Genomic DNA, 19,186 nt, shown 5'->3' with positions numbered 1-19,186 from the left:
TGCGCCGCGCAATATTTCGTTTGCCGAATCAAATTGCCTGCGCGAGCGTCACTGCCTGCTCGCGTGCCGCCTGCCTTGCCGCGTGATCGAGTTCGGGGCCAAGGAGTGTTTTCTCGACGACAATCGATTTGACGTCGGTCACGCCGACGGATCGCAGCCACGCTTCCATGAACGGCCGCTGAAAATCGAACGAATGGGCGGGTGTGCTCGAGCCCACTGAATAGTCGAGGCCACGTGCATAAATGACCACCGCTTTCTTCTCCTTCAGCAGGCCCTGCAGTCCACGCTCATCGAATGAGAATAGGATGCCGCGCTGTGACACGACGTCAATAAAATGCTTGAGCTTGTACGGAATGGAAAAATTCCACAGCGGCACGGAGAACAGCAACGTATCGGCGTCGTGCAGTCGCTGCGCGAGTTGCCGTATGCTGGTCCACGCCTGCTGCTGGTCTTCGCTGAGCGGTGCGCCGCTCAGGTCCGCATACTTGGCATCGAGCGCGTCGCCGTCGAACTCCGGCATTGCGACGGACCACAGATCGAGCACGTCGATCCGATGATCCGGATGCGTGTCGCGGTAAGCGTCCACGTACGCGCGTGCGACGTCGAGCGAAGCAGACCGCTTCTTACGCGGCGACGATTCAATATGCAGCAGGGTAGACATGGCAATACTCCGGGTGTGTTGAGAGCCGCCATCACAACATATTTCGATTCAAAATATAAACGAAGTATCATCGCCGCATTCAGTTGCATTCGCACTGTATGAGAAGGGGCTAGTCCATGTTCGATACCGTCCTGCTGCGATCTTTCGTGGCCGTGGTCCAGGAAGGCGGCTTCACGGCCGCTGCAGCCCGTCTCAATCTGACGCAGTCTGCCGTCAGCGCGCATCTGCGGCGTCTGGAGAAACAGACCGGCCGCGAACTGCTCTCGCGCACCACGCGCTCGATCACGCTCACGGCGGACGGCGAGCTGCTGCTGGGTTACGCGCGTGCGATCCTCGCCCTCAACCGTGACGCACGGGCACAGATGCTTCGCGGACCCAGCGAGGGCGCGATCCGTGTCGGCCTCTCCGACGACCTGGCCAACGTCAGGCTCATGAATGTCATGCACGCGTTCGCGGTCCGCTACCCGCGCGTCGCGTTCAGTGTCAGGGTTGGCATTCCTACCGAACTGCTGCAGGCGATGGATCAGGGTGAACTCGACATGGTGATCGGCGGTCACTGCGAAGGTGCGCGCACTGGACAGGTTCTCTGGCGCGAGCCGCTCGTGTGGGCCGGCGCGGAGTGGGCGTCGCTTACACCTGGCGCTCCGGTGCCGCTCGCGTTATTGCCCGAACCGTGCCCGTATCGTGAGGCGGCGCTGGCCGCACTCGCCCGGGCAGGCCTCGACTACCGGATCGCGCTGGTGTGCTCGAGCGGCGCCGGTCTGTGCGCCGCAGCACAGGCAGGCTTTGCAGTGACGCCGATCGTGCAGACACAACTGGTGCACGGCTTGCGCGCGGTCCCGCCGGATGCCGGCTTGCCTTCACTACCCGATGTCGAGTTCACGATTTTCACCGCGGCGGGTGCACCCGCGCACATTGCCGACGAACTGGCTAACGCGATCGTGCTGGCATTCGCGAACCGTGGATGACACCGGGCGAGCGCAAGGAGGGCTGACAAGGCCGGTGAATCAAGACCTCGCTCGACCCGCGCAAGCCCGTAATCATTGGGCCTCGATCCGATTTGTTCCGCTCGCGCAAAATAGTTTGTCCGTAGCGGGTGTTTGCTCGGCGCGTGAATGCACCTAGATTAGGCACCTATCGGAGCCGCCGGCCCGGTGGGCAAGAGAGCCCAGTTCAATATTCGAGGTTTTCAATGAGCACGTCGCAAAAGGTCGTAGTCGTTACTGGCGCATCGCAAGGCATTGGCGCAGAGACCGTCAAAGCATTCCGCAAGCTGGACTACCGTATCGTCGCAACGGCACGCAGCATCAAGCCGTCCGAAGATCCCAACATTGTGACGGTGGCGGGTGACATCGCTGATCCAGCAACGGCGCGTCGCGTGATTTCCGAGGGCGTGGCGCGCTTCGGCCGCATCGACACGTTGATCAACAACGCCGGTGTCTTCATCGCCAAGCCGTTTACCGGTTATACGTCTGAAGACTACGCCGCGGTGACGGGCGTAAATCTGAACGGTTTCTTCTTCATCACGCAGTTGGCGATCGCCGAGATGGAGAAGAACAACAGCGGCCATGTGGTCAGCATCACGACCAGCCTGATCGACCACGCCATCGACGGTGTGCCGTCGGTGCTGGCATCGCTGACGAAGGGCGGTCTGAACGCAGCCACAAAGTCACTGGCAATCGAATATGCGAAGCGCGGCATCCGCGCGAACGCGGTTGCTCCCGGCATCATCAAGTCGCCGATGCACGCCCCCGAAACGCACGGGGCACTCGGCGCACTCCACCCGATGGGCCATATGGGCGAGATGAGCGACATCGTCAACGCGATCCTGTATCTGGATGCTGCGCCGTTCGTGACGGGCGAAATTCTGCACGTCGACGGCGGCCAGAGCGCTGGGCACTAAAGCAACACGGGGGCGCTGCTGGTTGCGCCCGTTATCCGATTCATCAATAAGGAGCTGACTATGTCGATCGAAAACGTTCTGTACCGTGCACACGCCGAGGTGACCGGAGGCCGTGAAGGCCGCGCCGTGGCGCCGGAAGGCGGACTTGATCTGAAGCTGACAAGGCCGAAGGGATTGGGCGGGAAGGGCGAAAAAGGCACCAACCCCGAAGAGCTTTTTGCTGCAGGTTACAGTGCGTGTTTTATCGGTGCGATGCAATTCGTTGCTGCGCGCGACAAAATCGCTATTCCTGCTGATGTATCGATCAACGGAATCGTGGGCATCGGTCCCATTCCCAATGGCTTCGGCATTGAAGTCGAGTTGAAGATTTCGTTGCCGGGCATGGCACGCGAAGCGGCTCAGGACTTCATCAACAGGGCTCATATTGTGTGCCCTTATTCGAACGCAACGCGGAACAACATCGACGTAACGCTGACGCTCGTCTAAGCCGCAATCCGGTTCGAAGGGGTGCAGGTCGCCATGTGATTGGTGACCTGCACGCGAATATCTCGTCGCTCCGTTTCGTACGACGTGAGCGTGCTAACGATACGCAAGCTGTAACGACACGGCGTATCGCATTGAATTTTATAGACGAGTGGTCTAATATCCGCTGTATGGACATTCATACAGTTCCGCGCCGTCGAGGGCGCCCACCGAAAGAACTCGCGGGCCATAGCGAAACCCGGGAGATTCTCGTGCGCGCCGGCGTTGCTGCGCTCACGGAAAAAGGTTTCTCTGCAACGGGAATCGACGAGATCTTGCGTAGCGTGAACGTGCCAAAAGGCTCGTTCTATCACTACTTCGGAAGCAAGGAAGAGTTTGGCCTCGAATTGATCGATCGCTACGCTGCGTATTTCGTCAGAAAGCTCAACTGGTTTTTCACGGACAAATCGAAATCACCCCTGCAGCGCTTCCACGATTTTGTCGCGGATGCGGAAGCAGGGATGAAACGCTACAGCTTTCGACGTGGCTGTCTGGTCGGCAATCTCGGGCAGGAAATGGCCGTACTTCCGGAGAGTCATTGCATACGGTTGCGCGAGGTTTTCGCCGATTGGGAAGGTCGAACGGCAAGGTGCCTGATGGAAGCGCAGGCGGCCGGCGAGGTTGCGGAAGGGGCCGATTGTTCGAAACTTGCCGCGTTCTTCTGGATCGGCTGGGAAGGCGCAGTGTTGAGGGCAAAGCTCGAAGGCGGCCCGGAGGCATTGCACATTTTCGCGGACGGTTTTTTCGCTGGGCTGGGTTAGCACCATTTTTTTTCTATTTTTATAGGCGATCGGTCTAATTTATGCCGGCAGCGTTGGAAAACGCTCGCGAGGATAAATGGGATGCAAATGGAAAGTACGACATTTGACTTTATTGTTATTGGCGCCGGTTCCGCCGGCAGCCTGCTCGCGAATCGTATGAGTGCCGACAAGACCCGGAATGTTCTTCTGGTCGAAGCGGGCGGTAGCGACGACTACATGTGGATTCATATCCCCGTCGGCTATTTGTATTGCATCGACAATCCGCGCACGGACTGGCAATTCCGCACCGAGCCGGACAAAGGACTCAATGGCCGGCAGATTCTTTATCCGCGTGGCAAAACGTTGGGCGGGTGCTCCAGTATCAACGGGATGATCTACATGCGCGGCCAGGCTCGCGACTACGACCATTGGGCCGACCTGACTGACAACCCGGAATGGACGTGGAATAACTCATTGAAGGACTTCAAGGCTCACGAAGACTTCTACAAGCTCGATCCGAGCCAGCACGAACTGCTGAACGCCAATGCCGAAGCGATTGCAAAGATTCACGGAAGCGGCGGCGAGTGGCGTGTCGAAAAGCAGCGCCTCCGGTGGGAGATTCTTGATGCGTTTGCCGAAGCGGCAGAGCAGGCCGGCATTCCGATCATCGACGATTTCAACAAGGGTGACAATTTCGGCGTGAGCTACTTCAATGTCACGCAGAAAAACGGCTGGCGCTGGAATACGTCAAAGGCTTTCCTGCGTCCGATCAAACACCGCTCGAATCTCACGACGTGGACTAACGCCCACGTGAAGAAGCTCAACATCGAACGCGACACCAACGGTGCGCTGCGTTGCACCGGTGCGGAAATCGTTCGCAATGGCGAGCTTGTGTCGGTGAATGTCACCCGCGAAGTCGTGCTTAGCGCCGGCGCGATCGGATCGCCGCACATTCTGCAGCACTCGGGGATTGGTTCGGCATCCCTATTGAAAAAGCACGGCATCAATATTGTTCAACACACGCCTGGTGTCGGCGAAAACTTGCAGGATCACCTGCAGATTCGCGCGGTCTACAAGGTTGAAAACTGCGACACGTTGAACGTTCTTGCCTCGAATATGCTCGGCAAGGCGAAGATCGGCCTTGAATATGCGCTGCACCGATCCGGCCCGATGAGCATGGCGCCCTCCCAGCTCGGGGCCTTTGCCAGAAGCGATCCGTCAAGGAAGCACGCCAACATCGAGTATCACGTGCAGCCGTTGAGTCTCGACGCTTTCGGGCAGCCGCTGCACACGTTTCCGGCGTTCACTGCAAGTGTCGCCAATGTGAACCCCACGAGCCGGGGCACGGTGCACATCAAGAGCGGCAACTTTGAGGATGCACCGGCCATTGCTCCGAACTACCTCAGTACGGAAGACGATCGGAAAGTCGCAGTAGATGGCCTTCGCCTGACGCGACGCATCGCGAGCCAGGCGGCGCTCGCGAAATACCGGCCGCAGGAGTATAAGCCGGGCGCGCAATACGAGTCCGACGCCGAACTCATGAAGCTGGCCGGGGACATCGCCACCACGATCTTCCATCCCGTCGGTACGATTCGGATGGGCACGCTCGCGGATCCGAATGTTGTTGTCGACAGCCATCTGCGCGTGCGCGGCGTTGCGGGACTTCGTGTGGTGGACGCGAGCGTGATGCCCACGATCACCAGCGGCAATACGAGCTGCCCGACGATGATGATCGCCGAGAAAGCTTCGCACTGGATTCAGGAAGGCGTTTGACCTTATTCAACCAGGAACTGGCTATGGCTGAGAACAAACCCGGGGTGAAGAAGCGCTTGCCCCTCGAAGGAATAACGGTTGTCGATTTTTCGCGTGTGCTGTCCGGACCGTATTGCGCGATGACGCTGGCTGACCTCGGGGCGCGCGTCATCAAGATCGAGCGTGTGGGCACGGGAGACGATACGCGCGCGTTCGGTCCGTTCGTCGACAACGAGTCGGCGTACTTCATGTGCTTCAACCGCGGAAAGGAAAGCATTGCGCTCGACTTCAAGTCTCCGCGTGATCGCGAACTTCTCGAGCGCCTGCTGGATAAGGCGGACGTGGTGGTCGAGAACTTCCGGCCCGGCGTGATGGAACGGCTCGGCTACGGCCCCGAGCAATTGGCAAGAACGCATCCGCACATTGTCTATGCTTCGATTTCGGGCTTTGGCCACACTGGCCCGTTCAAGGACCTGCCGGGCTACGACACCGTCGTGCAGGCAATGGGCGGCGTCATGAGTCTGACGGGGTGGCCCGACAGTCAGCCGGCACGAGTGGGTACGGCCATCGGCGATCTCGGTGCCGCGCTATTTGCTGTGATAGGCATCCTGGCGGGGCTATACAAGCGCTCCAGGGACGCACAAGGCACGCACGTGGACATCGCGATGCTCGATTGCCAGGCCGCGCTGATGGAAACCGCGTTTGCCAGATTTGACGTCGAAGCAAAGGTGCCCACGAGAACTGGCGACGCGCATCCCTCGCTCGCACCGTTCGAAAGTTTTGCTGCCCAGGATGGCCGATTCATTATTGCCGCGGGCAACGATCAGCTTTTTCTGTTGATGGCAGACGCGTTGGGCGTGCCGGAAGTGGCACTTGACCCGCTGTTCCTGACCAATGATCTGCGCGTGCAAAACCGGCCCGTGATGATCGAGACCGTTGAGCGGATCACCCGCGCCGCACCGGTCAGCGTTTGGCTCGAGAAGCTGAACGAGGCTGGCGTGCCCTGCGCGCCGATTAACACGATCGACAAGGTCATTAATCACCCGCAACTGCACGCGCGCAACATGTTCATTCATGTCCAGGGCAAGTCCGAACGGAAAGTGAAAACAGCCGGCAATCCGGTCAAGATGAGCACCTCACCCGATGAGGATGTCACGGCAGTCAGAAAAGCGCCCGCGGTGGACGAGCATCGCGAAGCAATTCTGGCCGAGTTGATGGCTTCATCGGGTGCCTATGCGTCGCAGGCCGATGCTGAGTCAGACAAAGATCCTTTGAAGCGCTTGATAAGCCTTCCCGCATAACGCCTCACATTTGAACTGACAGGTGAATATATGTCGAACGACGTTTCAGCCGTGCGTGGCGCTTCCACCAAGCCATCCAGCATGCAAGTGATCGAAGCGAATGCCGCACCGGCTGCCGTCGGCGCGAATACAGATGCCGCCGGAGCCGTGACGGAAAACGGCGTGTACGAAACCATCAAGATTGATCGAAGGGAGCGCGTCGGTCTGATCACGCTCTATCGCCCGAAGAACCTGAACGCGCTCAACGTTCAGATGTCGCGCGAGGTGCTCGCAGCGCTTACGACTTTTGACCAGGACGACGGAATTGGCGCGATCGTGATCACCGGCAATGGGCGTGCATTTGCAGCAGGGGCGGACATCGAGGAAATGGTCGACAAGTCGTTCGCCGACTGGCACGCGAAAGACCTTTTCGCCGAGTGGGATCGCATTGCGACGATTTCAAAACCTATCATCGCGGCTGTTGGCGGCTATGCGCTCGGCGGCGGATGCGAACTGGCGATGGCGTGCGATTTCATCATTGCGGCCCATGATGCGCAATTCGGTCAACCAGAGATCAAGCTCGGCATTCCGCCTGGTATTGGCGGTTCGCAGCGCTTGACGCGTGCTGTCGGAAAATCGCTTGCGATGGACCTGATTCTCACTGGCCGGAATTTGCGCGCTGATGAAGCACTCGCAGCCGGCCTCGTTGCGCGCGTTGTTCCATCGACCGACTTGCTGCAAACTGCGCTCGAGACAGCCCACACCATCGCCGGTTACAACCTGCCTGCCGTACGGCTTGCAAAGGAGGCGGTCAATCGGGCATTCGAGACGCCGTTGAGCGAGGGTGTGTTGCACGAGCGTCGGCTTTTCCAGGCCGCGTTCGCGACCGAAGGTCAAAAGGAAGGCATGTACGCATTCCTGGCCAAGCGCGCTCCCGTCTTCCGCCATCGATAAGCCATTGCGTATCGTCAGTATTGGGCAGAGCGCGACGCCAATGTCTTGCTTAGGGTAATACGCTCTCGCCCGACGAATCCATCGTTCGAAAATCGTCTCCGGTTTGTGGACAGTTCATCGACTCGCGGTACTTGACGTCGTAGCGCTTACCCACGGGAAAGTACTCAACGGGTGCAGGGTAAAACTTCAGCCAGCGAGAAGTTTGCCGTTGAAGAGGATGTGCAGCGTCCTCACAAAAAGGACGACGATCGCGATACTGAGAATGGTGAGTAGTAGGATCGCAATGACCGTCAAAGGCCAGGACTGCACGAACATGGAATACTTCAAGGATGCGATCGTCAGTGCAGCCATCGGGAAGCTGACCGCCCACCAGCCCGAAGCGAAGGGAATACCTGCACGGAAGACTCTGAAGGAGAGAATCGCGAACACGAACAGACCGAAGTAGAACAGCAGACCGGCAAACGTGTCGATGTGCTGCGTGAAGTTTGTGTATGCAAGAAATCCCACCTCGAACGGCGCGATCAAAATAATCATCGATGGAACCATTCCGGCCGGCAGAGGCTCTTGATGGATCAACCGGGACATGATCATTGTGAAGAACAATAAGGCAACCATCGCGCCGACGGCGATGCCAAACAGGTTGACTTCGTGAGCCCACGGCATGGGCATGGTGCCGCCGGCAACTGCGATATCCAGCGTTGCGACTCCTGGAATTAGCCACGCAGGCACCGCATGCGCAGCATCAATCTTTCCCTGAAGCAATCTGCTGGTGAATATGAACGAAAGCGTTATCGTAGCGATGGTGCCGATCGTCCACACGACCTCGGAGAGTGTCTGGCTCAGTGGGGCGACGACTGTCGATAGTAACAGGATGCCGATGGCGATGGCGCCAAAGAAGTTGCCGGCGATCGGATGTTGAAATTCACCGGCGACTGCAGCAGGGTATCTGGCTCCCTTAACCAGATATCCTGCGCTCAGCACAAGGAAGACGATCACGGCAAAGACGCCGACTATGTCAGAAATGAGCGGGCTCGCGCCAAATTCATGGCCGGCAATCCTCCAGGCAATGGACAAGCCAGCGATACCCATGACAGAACCGAATAGATTCACTGGCAAATTCTTGATTGAAGCCCGCTTTCGGACAGACTGCGAGCTGGGGCTTGAAAGTGCCGACACGGCGTTTCTCCAGAATTTTATTGAACTCGACGCAAGATTGCTCGTCCTTGTGGAAAATCGCGCTGGTAGCGCGAATAAGTGCTGAATCTAGGTGCATTGACGTCAAGTTCGAATACCCACCATGTACGAACAGTAATGCGTGGCAGGAACGAATCGCCCACCTTGGGCGTTTTCGGGCGGGCGTTGCTGGCACTGTCACGTTACATGTTGCGGCTTTCAGTTCTTTGCTCGGCCGAAAAATTTCACCAAGATTTTTGACATTTTGTAATCCTATAGTTTTGTGAACGGAATCGCGCGGCTGGTTGGGTTATCGCGAGCTAGAAGCGTACGTAACAAGTTCAGTGTGGCGGCGGTGAGTCGAGTGCAAAAATAATAAACTTTGAGTAAATGAGCGCGAAAAGACGCTTAAGGGAGTGAGATCGTTCAGGCAGATTGCTAGCCGCCGCCACGTAAAATCCGTTAGCTCCCGAACTGCTGCAGATGTCTGACACTCTCTTTCAGCTCGCTCTCCAACTGGGCAAACAATTGAGCAGCAGGCAACGATCTTGTCAGAGCCGCAGCCTGACCCGCCCATTGCGCACCGTAGCCAAACTCCCCCTTGGCTTTGGCGGCGGCGTGAAGCGCTTTTCCGGCGTCGTATGCGACCGGATAGTCGGGCGGCCTGGGTGAGTGCACGTCGCTACCGAGTTCCGTGAATCTGTTCACCATGCTTCTCGCAACTCGCCCCGAGATCGCCGCCGTAAAAGTGGTGTGGCGAGCCGACTCCCCAAGGATTGCGCGACGGTAACCTTCATCAATCGACGTTTCCGGACAGGCAACAAAGGCGGTTCCAAGTTGAGCAGCCTGTGCACCGAGCGCGAGTGCAGCCGCAATCCCGGCGCCGTCCATGATGCCGCCAGCCGCGATGACCGGTAGCTGGAATTCCTTGACCAACAAACGCGTCAATGCAAACGTGCCCAACTGGTCGTCGAGCGCATCCGTGTCGAAGACACCGCGATGTCCGCCCGCCTCGATACCTTGCGCAACAATCGCGTCGACATTTGCGGCCGCAACTAGCGTAGCCTCGTTCAGATTTGTCGCGGAGGCCAGCAGCTTGATTCCGGCCTTTTTCAGATCGGCGATGACCTCGGAGGGCGGCAAACCGAAGTGGAAGCTGACAACGGCTGGCTTCTCTTCGAGAAAAACCTCCAGCATGGCCGGGTCTGCAAGGAAGCTCCGGTAGATCTCCGACAGTGATGCCGGTGGCGTTGCCCCGAATTTTTCGAACTGCGGCGCGAGCCAGTTCAACCATTGGCGCTCGACCGTTTCGTCTGCTGCTGCAGGGCTATGGCAAAAAACGTTGATGTTGAAGGGTTTCCCCGTCAGCGCGCGCGTCTCCTTGATGACTTTGCGGGCTCCTTCAGCGTTCATCGCCCCGACACCCAAAGAGCCGAGGCCTCCTGCATTGGACACAGTTGCGGCCAGCACTGGCGTGCTGACACCGGCCATGGGCGCCTGGATAATCGGCTTTTCAATGCCCAGCAGACACAACAATGCGCGATTATCTGACTGGTTGATCATGTCGTTTCCTTTTCAAATAGGGTTTATCGCAAATGCCGCTATGCGCCTAGTTTCTCCATCAGGAAGTCCACGAAACAGCGCACACGCGACGATAGATGCCGACCGTACGGATATAGCAGGATGAACGGTCGCGAACATCCGCCATACGGCGTGAGCATTTCCTTGAGCGTTCCATCCGCTATGTCTTTCTCAACAATGAACCGATAGGTCTGGAACACGCCTGCCCCATGGCGCGCCAGTGTGACACCAGCAAGCGCATCGCCCGATGATCCATGACTGCCGCGCGTCGTGATCTCGTCGAGGCCGCCATCTCGATTGAATACCCAGGGCAGGTTGCGGCCAGTGCTCGGCAACTCAAACTGGATGCAATTGTGATGAATCAAATCGTCTGGCGTTTCCAGCTTGGCCGCTCTCCGCAGATAAGCCGGCGATGCCACGACTACCAGTTCCGCGTCCTCGAGCTTTCTCGCAATCAGGCCGGAATCCCGTGGAGTACGACCCCGGATCGCCAGGTCGAAGGGCTCGTCCGCAAAGTCAATGTTGCGGTTGCTGAGGTGCGTTTCGACGGAGACCTCCGGGTAGCGCTCATGGAAGTCTGCCAGGAGGGGAAGGACGCGGTAGTGACCGTAGGGCGTTGGCATGCTGATTCGCAGCACGCCCGCTGGTGTTGTCTGTTGCCCGGTAGCTTCCCGCTCTGCATCCACGAGATGACTCAGCGCCTGCCGACACTGCTCGAAGTACCGGCTCCCCACGTCTGTAAGCCGGATCTGCCGCGTTGTCCGGACAAACAATCGCGCACCGAGTCGTTTCTCGAGACGCGCCACTGAACGGCTGACGGCGGCAGGCGTGACGCTTGCTGCGTTCGCAGCTACAGTAAAACTACCCAATTCAGCCGCTAGACAGAACAGTTCGATACTGCCTACGAGGAGATCATCAAATTGACGCTGCATAGTCTTTCACGGACGTTGGATTCCCGCTCTCTGTAGTGGTTATTGAATGCCAGTCCGTCTTCGAGTTGAAGCAAGGGCAGTGCGTTCGCGCTATTTCCATGCGTAGTGCAGTCCAAGCCACACGCCGCGTGGCGCACCGGGTCCGACGAATTGTTCATTGAACGGATTGGCGCCGTCGAATGTATGGTTCGGCCCATTGAAGAAGTTCTGGCCGAGTACACTGAAGCTAGCATACCGTTTGTCGAGCAGGTTGGACACGGTTGCGAAGACCTGCAGCTCTTTCGTCACCTGGTACGTGGAGTCCAGATCGATCAGGAAATAGCCGGCGATCTTCCCGCTTGCATCCTGGTTATCCTCGTCACCGCGCGCGAAAATCCTGCTGCGGTAGGTCAGATTCGTACCGATGTTCCATTTCGACGTCGCGTGGTAATCGAGCCGCAGCTTGAATGTGTTTGCCGGAATGCCGGGAATGCGGTTGCCGGGTTTCACCGTAATGTTGCCGTTGGCGTCTGCGCTGGAATTGCTTGCGCTTTGTTCTGTCCACGCCGATCGGTAGGTAGCGTCGACGTAGCTGTAGTTTGCGCTCACGGCGAGCGGCCCGAACCTGGTTCGCCCAGCCAGTTCGAAACCTTGCCTGCGGGTCTTACCGACGTTCTGAAAGTAACCTTGTGTGCTGGCCGCGCTGCTGATGAACTGGATGTCGTCCGTTAGCGTTGTGCTGTAGAGGGCGGCGCTCCAGCTCGTCGCTTCGCCCAGCCGCTCGCGTGCACCCACTTCGAACGTCTTCGAGATGACCGGTTTTAGCGCCGGGTCCGCCAGAAAGTCATTCGGCAGCGAGCAGGGTGCGGCGGGGTCCGCGCAAGCCAGTTCGATGGCTGTCGGCGTGCGCATGCCTTCGTTGTACGTCGCGTAGGCCGTGAACTTGGAGGTGGGGTTCCAGTTGATGCCGACGGATGGATTGAAGCGCGAAAACACATGACGTCCATCGAGCAGCGGTTGCATGCTGCTTTCGTCGCCTATCTGGGCGCTTGCCCAGTTGTAGCGTCCGGCCAGTGTGAACGACCACTGTCTGGTCAACGAAAGGACATCGTTGAAATAGATCCCATAGTTTGCACTGCGTGTTTTGGCGTCGGTCTGTTGCACGTAATTGCCGATGCCGATAGTCGCGCGTGAATCGGTGAACGAGGCGTCTTGCGACGCCGCTGTGTATTGAGAGTTGGCGAGGTCCGCCGCGATACCTGCAATGAACTGATTGTCCATTCCGGCCAGCCTGCCGAGTAGCGTGAGCTGCAGGCTCGCGCCGTAGCTGTCGGTTGAGACCACCGACTGCTCGTTGGTTCCTTCCATCGTGTCGACGCTGCCGTCCGGATTGATCGAGCCGAAATCGGTGTTGTTGTTGCTGCTGACGTTGCTGTTCCGGTAGTGCCGGTAGTAGACATTCCCGCTCAGTTCGACATGGTCATTGAAGTAATGATCACCCGAAAGCGTGACGTAGCTAACATTATTCTGGTTCTGATCGGGAAACGTGTAGGCTTGCCTGGGATTGCCAAGGAATGAGCGCGGGATGGTCTGACTGCCGAGCAGATCGTTATCCACACCACCGGCGGAAAGCGACAGCGTGGTGTTCGCATCCGCATAGCGCAGCTTGCCGAACGCCTGCCTCAGCCTGCTCGAATTGTGGTCGGCCCAACCGTCGTCGTTCGCCACGTTGGCGTTGAAGTAGTAGTCGAGATTCGAGCCGATGACGCCACCCTGTTCGATCTGCGCGATCTTGCGGCCCCATGAACCAGCCGTGACTTCGGCGTCGCCGCCGGCGCTCGTCTTGCCGTTCTTCGTCGAAATTGCCAGTGCTCCACCGAGAGTGTTGAGCCCGTAGGTCGGATTTGATCCGGGGATCAACTGGATGGTATCGATGGCGGACTGCGGAATCAGATCCCAGTTCACAACGTCGCCGAACGGTTCGTTGACACGCACACCGTCGAGAAACACCGTCAGGCCTTGCGGCGTGCCGAGCAACGGCGAAGCAGTGAAGCCTCGATAGTTGACGTCGGTCTGGTACGGGTTGCCTTGCGCCTCGTTGATATCGACGCTCTGCAGGTTTTTCTCGAAGTAGTCGGTCAACGTGCTTCTGTGCTGCTGTTCGAGTTCGCTGCCACGCACGGTCTGAACGTTGGCCGGTACTTGCGACAACGGCGTACCCGTTCCGAGGAGCGGGGTGGTACCGATCACGATAATTGGCGCCAGCACAGGTGCGTCGCTTGCGGTGGGCGCAGATGCGGTTGCGGGGGCCGCGTCTGCTGCAGTCGCGGCTTGCGCTGTGGCTATCGTCGGCAGCCCCGCCAGCGCGCTGCTGAGACATAGAGTGAGGCCGGCGCGCCGTTTGAAGGGCGATCGGTGGCGCGGTGTGCTCATGGTATCGACTCCTGCCGATTGGATGGCTATCCGGACGGCTATCGTTGTTTGCGCGCTTCCATCCCGACGCTTCACCGACGGCGTGATCGATGCAGCTCACTGACTTTGTGGTTCGCCTGGCGCCTGTGCCGAATTGGCAGCATGTTGTCCGGCCGCCAGCTTGCACGCGTTCGCATCGTTACGAAACAGGATGGGCTGCTCGCGCGCGTCTCCGGCCGCCGCTGCGGCGCGCACCAGCCGCACGATCTGCTCATGTGCCGGCGATTTGTCGCAGACCGGATCGGCGTCGGCGGCAACGCCGGTCAGCAGATAGGCCTGGCAGCGGCAGCCACCGAGGTCCTCCGTCTTTTCGTCGCAACTTCGGCAGGGCTCCTTCATCCATTCGAAACCGCGAAAGCGGTTGAATGCCGCACTTTCGTACCAGATCTCTCGCAACGGTATCTGCGTCACGTTCGGGAGCGTCAGCCCCGGCAGATTACGCGCCGCATGGCACGGCAGCGCGGCGCCGTCCGGGGCGACGCCAAGGAACACGGCGCCCCAGCCATTCATGCAGCGCTTTGGCCGGCGCTCGAAGTAGTCAGGCACGACGAAGAAAATCTTGCAACGCTCGCCATGTGTGTGGCGATAGCGCTCCACGACCGCTTCGGCCGCTTCAAGTTGTTCGCGCGTCGGCAGCAGTTGGGCGCGGTTCGTGTGCGCCCATCCGTAGTATTGGGTATTGGCCAGTTCCAGATAGTCGGCGCCCATTGCCAGCGCCATTTCGATGATCTTGTCGACGTGCGGCAGGTTGTAGCGATGCAGCACACAGTTGAGCACCATCGGAAAACCGTGCTGCCTGATCGCGGCCGCCACGCGCTGTTTCAGGTCGAACGTGCGCGTACTGCTCAGGAAGTCGTTGAGTTCCTGCGTCGAATCCTGAAACGACAACTGGATATGGTCGAGGCCAGCCGCCTTCAGAGCGACGAGCCGCTTGTCGGTCAGACCGACCCCCGACGTAATCAGGTTGGTGTAAAAGCCCAGCTTGCGCGCTTCACCGACCAGCACTTCGAGGTCGTCACGCATCAGCGGTTCGCCGCCGGAGAATCCGAGTTGCGCGGCGCCCAACGCGCGTGCCTCGCGCAGCACGTCGATCCATTGCGCGGTGTCGAGTTCGCGGCTGTGCTTGGTGTAGTCGGTCGGGTTGTAGCAGAACGCGCAATGCAGCGGACAACGATAGGTGAGTTCAGCAAGCAACCAGAGCGGCGGCCCGATGCTGGCAGTCGCGTCGGCCGGGTGTCGCTGGGCAACGGAGGGCGAGAGATCGGCCACTGTATTACTCCAGCCAGCCACGCGTGCGCGCATCGGCAACAAATGCGTGCACTTCGGCCGCGATGGCTGTCGCATTGAACTCCCGCTCCAGATCGACGATCAGCGTATCCAGATTGCGCGTGCCGTCGCAGCGTTTGAGGACTTCCGCCGCGCTCTGGTTGAGCTTCACCATCCCTTCGGGATAGAGCAACACATGGGCATTCTGTGCCGGTTCCCATTGCAGGCGAAGCATCGACCTGATCTTCGGGCGATACGCGGACGATGCTTCGTCGGCGACGTATATGGTAGCGTTCATTGCGGGAAAGCCCTTTCGATCGAATCCAGCATGGTCCACAGAATGTCGAGCTTGAACTGCAGGATCGTGAGCGCCCGTTCCTGCTGATCGCGCCGCGTGAAATGATCGAGCGTGACCGCGAGACCGTGCAGGACGTCGCGTTGCGCGAGCGAGATGCGGGAGCGGAAATAGGCGAAGCCGGTCGCTTCAATCCATGGATAGTGTTCCGGCCAGGTTGCCAGCCGGTCGCGATGAATCTGCGGAGCGAAGAGTTCGGTGAGCGACGAGCACACCGCTTCCTGCCACGGCGCGTGGCGGGCGAAATTCACGTACGCGTCGACGGCAAAGCGCACGCCGGGCGCTACATGTTTGAGTGAGTACAGTTCGTCGCGCGTGAGTCCGACGGCGTCGGCGAGGTGCGCCCACGCCTCGATGCCGCCTGCCTGATCGCCGTCGCCGTCATGGTCGAGAATTCGCAGTACCCAGTGGCGGCGCGTCTCACGGTCCGGACAGTTGGAAAGGATCGCCGCGTCCTTCAGGGGAATGTTGATCTGGTAGTAAAAGCGGTTCGCTACCCAGCCGCGAATCTGCTCGCGCGAGCAGCCGCCGCTATTCATCTTCACGTTGAACGGATGATGAATGTGGTATGCCGCGCCCTTGGCGCGCAACTGCGTTTCGAATTCGACACGGGTCCAGGCGGGCAGCGTTTCGCCGGCCTTGCGGACAGATGCCATGCCGAAGGTGTCCATTACGGTCATACCGTCTCCGTTCTCTGTTTTGTGTTTTCAGTTCTACATTTCGTACCGCGTGATTCAATTGCCACTGGTCACAATTCGAATGTCATGCCGTCGCTCGCGACTTCGATGCCGTGTTCAGTCAGCACGCGCCGCTCCGGACCGTCCTCGATGAGGATCGGGTTCGTGTTGTTGATGTGGATGAGCACCTTGCGGACCGCACGGACACCCAGTGAGTCGAGCACTTCGATCATGCCGCCCGGCCCCGATTGCGGCAGATGGCCCATATCCGCTGCGCTTTGCTTCGACAGGCCCAGGCGGATCATTTCGTCTCCGGTCCACAGCGTGCCGTCGACCAGCAGCAGATCAGCGCGACGCATCGCGGCGAGCACGTGTGGCTCGATCGCGCCGAGTCCAGGCGCGTAAAAGACCCGCTTGCCGGACTGCAGATTGGTGATGACGAGCCCGATGTTGTCGCCGCGCTCCGGCGCCTCGCGGTGCGGCGAGTAGGGCGGTGCTTTGCTCGATAGCGGCAGTGTTTCGATTTGCACGCCCGGTAGTGCGGCAATGCTGAGCAGCGCGCCGTCGAGTGCGATGCGGTGGTGCTCCACGCCACAGTAGTGCGACAGAATCACCCCGATCGGAAAGCCGGAGCACAGGTCCTGCCACACCGCGTCCGTCGCGTAGAGCGGCAACGGGGTGTCGCGCTCGCGCAGCATCAGAAGGCCGGTGACATGGTCGATCTGCGCGTCGATCACTAGCGCAGCGGCAATGCCGCTGTCGCGGATACGCCGCGCAGGCTGCAATTCCATGTTGGCGGCAATCTGCGCGAGCAGGTCAGGTGACGCGTTGATCAGCAGCCAGTCTTCGCCGTTGGCGCTCACTGCGATCGATGACTCGGTGCGGCGCGTCGCCTTGAGCGTGCCGCGCCGCACGCCGTCGCAATTGTGGCAATTGCAGTTCCATTGCGGAAAGCCGCCGCCTGCCGATGAGCCGAGTACCTTGATCTTCAAGTGGCCTGGCGCGCGTGGCGCCCCTCTACGGAGTGGCACGAAATGCGAGCGTGTGGAACCCGGTTCGCGCCGCGGGCGTGCGTTGTCATCATGTGTGTCTCCGATCTGTATTGGATCTTTGTGCCCCTTTTGCGCAAGCGCGATGCCGGAATCGGGAGCATGTGTGGATGAGGTGCCGCTGCAGCGCCGCTGCGATGCGAATGCAGGCGAGCGGCGCGGCGACGCCCATTCAGTGGCGCCGGTTCAGCGGTTGGCGATGTACATCGTGATTTCGAAACCAAAGCGAAGATCGGTATAGACGGGGGTAGTCCACTGCATGCATGTCTCCTTGAGTTCAGCGTAGATGAAAAGCCGCTTCACAAATGCGGCAGTGGCACTGAGTGCAAGCTTCATGCCGGAAACGATTCCAGAGTCAGCATGGAGCGCACGTAAGCCGCTGCGGAGTGGAAAGTGGCATCGACAGGGGAAATACGCTTCACCGTCGATTTTCTGGAGGCCGGGGATCTGCATAGCTAGTACAAGGAGAAGAGACTCAGTGTTCGATCCTGCTACACACGATGTCGCAAACCGAGACACTGGTCGAAGCGGAAAAGGAGATCCCGCAAATGTGCCGTGTCGTTCGTTGCCGGCGTTGCGCTATCTGTCGAACAGATAGCCGTATATTTTCCCTTCGCTTGTCAAGCGCACCAAACGGTGCGAGGGTGTGAGGTCAATCATCCTCATGATCGCATGGACGATGTGATGGATTTTCCATGAAATACAGGGCAAGCGCGGATCGCCTTAAAAGGTTAGTCAGACTATGTATGTTTATCTCTAACGGAGAAGCAATGACGCTTACCGCCAGACAGAAATCGATCAAGGATGAGTTCATTCGCGTGCGGAATACCTGGGCTCCGCAATGGGAAAGTATTCTCCGCAACGACTGTGATTTCCTGCATGCCTACCTTAACCTCTCAGCGGTGCCACTGCGGCACAACCATCTGGCGGGCAAGGTCAAGGAGTTCATCTATGTTGCCGTGAATGCGTCCTCGACCCATCTCTTCGCTCCCGGCATCCAGATGCATCTGAAAGTGGCGGTGGATTTCGGCGCCACACGTGAAGAACTGATGGAAGTGCTCGAGTTGACCAGTACCGTCGGTATTCACGCTTCGAATGTGGCGATGCCGATCCTCGCCGAAGTGCTTGAGGAAGAAGGTCTCCGAAAGCCCGCGGGTTCTGACGATAGCCGTCGTCAGGCATTGAAGCAGCGTTTCGCCGAAGTACAGGGGTATTGGAATCCCATATGGGACGATGCGCTGGAACTCGATCCGGATTTCTTCGAGGCGTACCTCGAGTTCTCCTCGGTTCCGTGGCAGAAGGGTGTGCTCGAGCCAAAGGTCAAGGAGCTTGTGCTTTGCGCGCTCGATGTCGCTGCCACACATCTGTACGAGCCGGGCATCAAAATCCACATGCGCAATGCACTTCGCCACGGGGCAACTGTCGGGGAAATCATGGAGGTAATCGAGATTGCGAGTGTTATCGGAATCCACGGTGCACTGATTGCTTCTCCGATGCTGGAAGACGCGATCGCGGCTGCGCAGCGTGCGTGAATATTAACGGAAGGTAGATCGTATTTCTTCCGTCCCCGGCCGACGACCTGGGCGACGGCCGCTGGCGCTCCGTGATGCTCCGTGATTGCCTCCCATCATGATCAGATATCCCAGGCGCAGACAGGCACGCGAGAACACTGTAACACCCTGGTACAGCGTGCACGCTCATGTGTCGCCAAACAATACAGATCCTTCAGTCGCCGCGCATCGGTTTGCGCGTATCAATGCATTGCAGCGTCAACGTCCGAAGAGCCGCACCGCTTCCGTTAGGCGGGCGCCGCTGCAGTGGCATGGTTCTCGCTAGATCGGTGTTTAGCGCACAGCGCCCAGTGGATCGAGAGCGTCAGTGCTCTCGCAC

At 58.9% G+C, this 19,186-nt stretch carries 18 protein-coding genes; 8 read left to right on the top strand and 10 right to left on the bottom strand.

The genetic code is table 11. From position 1 onward, the window contains the following. Positions 1-28 precede the first annotated feature (28 nt). Positions 29-661, bottom strand: coding sequence for an FMN-dependent NADH-azoreductase (locus P3T25_RS20700; protein ID WP_429358858.1), 633 nt, complete (start codon positions 659-661; stop codon positions 29-31). A gap of 116 nt (positions 662-777) precedes the next feature. On the opposite strand from P3T25_RS20700, the gene P3T25_RS20695 reads away from it, so the two are divergent. The 7 genes from P3T25_RS20695 to P3T25_RS20665 all read left to right on the top strand — a co-directional run bounded on the left by P3T25_RS20695 (position 778) and on the right by P3T25_RS20665 (position 7,812). After that, on the top strand, positions 778-1,629 hold the full coding sequence (locus tag P3T25_RS20695) for a LysR substrate-binding domain-containing protein (protein WP_429358857.1): 852 nt from the start codon (positions 778-780) through the stop codon (positions 1,627-1,629). A 224-nt stretch (positions 1,630-1,853) separates the two neighbouring features. After that, positions 1,854-2,564 (top strand): SDR family NAD(P)-dependent oxidoreductase, encoded by a 711-nt coding sequence (locus P3T25_RS20690; protein ID WP_429358856.1) that lies wholly within the window; start codon positions 1,854-1,856, stop codon positions 2,562-2,564. A gap of 60 nt (positions 2,565-2,624) precedes the next feature. After that, positions 2,625-3,050 carry an organic hydroperoxide resistance protein gene (locus tag P3T25_RS20685; protein ID WP_093645792.1) on the top strand — a complete coding sequence of 142 codons (426 nt, stop codon included), beginning with the start codon at positions 2,625-2,627 and terminating at the stop codon, positions 3,048-3,050. 167 nt (positions 3,051-3,217) lie between these two features. After that, entirely contained in the window at positions 3,218-3,847 is a 630-nt protein-coding gene (locus P3T25_RS20680) for a TetR/AcrR family transcriptional regulator (protein ID WP_429358855.1), read from the top strand. An 87-nt stretch (positions 3,848-3,934) separates the two neighbouring features. Then, a complete protein-coding gene (locus P3T25_RS20675; protein WP_429358880.1) occupies positions 3,935-5,599 on the top strand; it encodes a GMC family oxidoreductase in 1,665 nt (554 codons plus the stop codon). Positions 5,600-5,622: 23 nt separating this feature from the next. Further along, positions 5,623-6,879 carry a CaiB/BaiF CoA transferase family protein gene (locus P3T25_RS20670; RefSeq protein ID WP_429358854.1) on the top strand — a complete coding sequence of 419 codons (1,257 nt, stop codon included), beginning with the start codon at positions 5,623-5,625 and terminating at the stop codon, positions 6,877-6,879. A gap of 30 nt (positions 6,880-6,909) precedes the next feature. Beyond that, the gene (locus P3T25_RS20665) at positions 6,910-7,812 is read left to right on the top strand and encodes an enoyl-CoA hydratase-related protein (RefSeq protein ID WP_429358853.1); all 903 of its coding nucleotides are present in this window, start codon (positions 6,910-6,912) and stop codon (positions 7,810-7,812) included. A gap of 186 nt (positions 7,813-7,998) precedes the next feature. On the opposite strand, the gene P3T25_RS20660 is transcribed toward P3T25_RS20665, so the two are convergent. The 9 genes from P3T25_RS20660 to pqqA form a co-directional block, all read right to left on the bottom strand. After that, complete coding sequence (locus tag P3T25_RS20660; protein ID WP_429358852.1) at positions 7,999-8,988, bottom strand: SLAC1 anion channel family protein; 990 nt, start codon at positions 8,986-8,988, stop codon at positions 7,999-8,001. Between the two features lie 459 nt (positions 8,989-9,447). Next, positions 9,448-10,548 carry an NAD(P)H-dependent flavin oxidoreductase gene (locus P3T25_RS20655; RefSeq protein ID WP_429358851.1) on the bottom strand — a complete coding sequence of 367 codons (1,101 nt, stop codon included), beginning with the start codon at positions 10,546-10,548 and terminating at the stop codon, positions 9,448-9,450. A gap of 38 nt (positions 10,549-10,586) precedes the next feature. After that, a complete protein-coding gene (locus P3T25_RS20650; protein ID WP_429358850.1) occupies positions 10,587-11,498 on the bottom strand; it encodes a LysR family transcriptional regulator in 912 nt (303 codons plus the stop codon). Between the two features lie 90 nt (positions 11,499-11,588). Beyond that, positions 11,589-13,910, bottom strand: coding sequence for a TonB-dependent receptor (locus P3T25_RS20645; RefSeq protein ID WP_429358849.1), 2,322 nt, complete (start codon positions 13,908-13,910; stop codon positions 11,589-11,591). Positions 13,911-14,006: 96 nt separating this feature from the next. Next, entirely contained in the window at positions 14,007-15,218 is a 1,212-nt protein-coding gene (pqqE, locus tag P3T25_RS20640; protein WP_429358848.1) for a pyrroloquinoline quinone biosynthesis protein PqqE, read from the bottom strand. A gap of 4 nt (positions 15,219-15,222) precedes the next feature. Continuing rightward, a complete protein-coding gene (gene pqqD, locus P3T25_RS20635; RefSeq protein ID WP_429358847.1) occupies positions 15,223-15,513 on the bottom strand; it encodes a pyrroloquinoline quinone biosynthesis peptide chaperone PqqD in 291 nt (96 codons plus the stop codon). Further along, the gene (gene pqqC / locus P3T25_RS20630; protein WP_429358846.1) at positions 15,510-16,250 is read right to left on the bottom strand and encodes a pyrroloquinoline-quinone synthase PqqC; all 741 of its coding nucleotides are present in this window, start codon (positions 16,248-16,250) and stop codon (positions 15,510-15,512) included. Before pqqC ends, pqqD begins: the two co-directional genes overlap by 4 nt. A gap of 68 nt (positions 16,251-16,318) precedes the next feature. Next, on the bottom strand, positions 16,319-17,239 hold the full coding sequence (gene pqqB, locus P3T25_RS20625; RefSeq protein WP_429358845.1) for a pyrroloquinoline quinone biosynthesis protein PqqB: 921 nt from the start codon (positions 17,237-17,239) through the stop codon (positions 16,319-16,321). Positions 17,240-17,482: 243 nt separating this feature from the next. Beyond that, positions 17,483-17,557: a pyrroloquinoline quinone precursor peptide PqqA gene (gene pqqA / locus P3T25_RS20620; RefSeq protein ID WP_429358879.1), complete on the bottom strand. Its 75-nt coding sequence runs from the start codon at positions 17,555-17,557 to the stop codon at positions 17,483-17,485. Positions 17,558-17,991: 434 nt separating this feature from the next. Between pqqA and P3T25_RS20615 the strand changes: the two genes are divergently transcribed. Continuing rightward, positions 17,992-18,828: a carboxymuconolactone decarboxylase family protein gene (locus P3T25_RS20615; protein ID WP_429358844.1), complete on the top strand. Its 837-nt coding sequence runs from the start codon at positions 17,992-17,994 to the stop codon at positions 18,826-18,828. Positions 18,829-19,186: the final 358 nt, after the last annotated feature.

Origin of the sequence: Paraburkholderia sp. GAS32 (assembly GCF_050434225.1) — a bacterium.
Lineage (GTDB): Bacteria > Pseudomonadota > Gammaproteobacteria > Burkholderiales > Burkholderiaceae > Paraburkholderia > Paraburkholderia madseniana.
The sequence above is the reverse complement of the archived record's forward strand: the minus strand, read 5'-3'. Positions and strand labels throughout refer to the sequence as shown.

Bases quoted from the DNA above. Each gene is read 5' to 3' on its own strand.
- P3T25_RS20700 (WP_429358858.1), bottom strand. From the start codon at position 661: ATGTCTACCCTGCTGCATATTGAATCGTCGCCGCGTAAGAAGCGGTCT.
- P3T25_RS20695 (WP_429358857.1), top strand. From the start codon at position 778: ATGTTCGATACCGTCCTGCTGCGATCTTTCGTGGCCGTGGTCCAGGAA.
- P3T25_RS20690 (WP_429358856.1), top strand. From the start codon at position 1,854: ATGAGCACGTCGCAAAAGGTCGTAGTCGTTACTGGCGCATCGCAAGGC.
- P3T25_RS20685 (WP_093645792.1), top strand. From the start codon at position 2,625: ATGTCGATCGAAAACGTTCTGTACCGTGCACACGCCGAGGTGACCGGA.
- P3T25_RS20680 (WP_429358855.1), top strand. From the start codon at position 3,218: ATGGACATTCATACAGTTCCGCGCCGTCGAGGGCGCCCACCGAAAGAA.
- P3T25_RS20675 (WP_429358880.1), top strand. From the start codon at position 3,935: ATGGAAAGTACGACATTTGACTTTATTGTTATTGGCGCCGGTTCCGCC.
- P3T25_RS20670 (WP_429358854.1), top strand. From the start codon at position 5,623: ATGGCTGAGAACAAACCCGGGGTGAAGAAGCGCTTGCCCCTCGAAGGA.
- P3T25_RS20665 (WP_429358853.1), top strand. From the start codon at position 6,910: ATGTCGAACGACGTTTCAGCCGTGCGTGGCGCTTCCACCAAGCCATCC.
- P3T25_RS20655 (WP_429358851.1), bottom strand. From the start codon at position 10,548: ATGATCAACCAGTCAGATAATCGCGCATTGTTGTGTCTGCTGGGCATT.
- P3T25_RS20650 (WP_429358850.1), bottom strand. From the start codon at position 11,498: ATGCAGCGTCAATTTGATGATCTCCTCGTAGGCAGTATCGAACTGTTC.
- P3T25_RS20645 (WP_429358849.1), bottom strand. From the start codon at position 13,910: ATGAGCACACCGCGCCACCGATCGCCCTTCAAACGGCGCGCCGGCCTC.
- pqqD (WP_429358847.1), bottom strand. From the start codon at position 15,513: ATGAACGCTACCATATACGTCGCCGACGAAGCATCGTCCGCGTATCGC.
- pqqC (WP_429358846.1), bottom strand. From the start codon at position 16,250: ATGACCGTAATGGACACCTTCGGCATGGCATCTGTCCGCAAGGCCGGC.
- P3T25_RS20615 (WP_429358844.1), top strand. From the start codon at position 17,992: ATGAAATACAGGGCAAGCGCGGATCGCCTTAAAAGGTTAGTCAGACTA.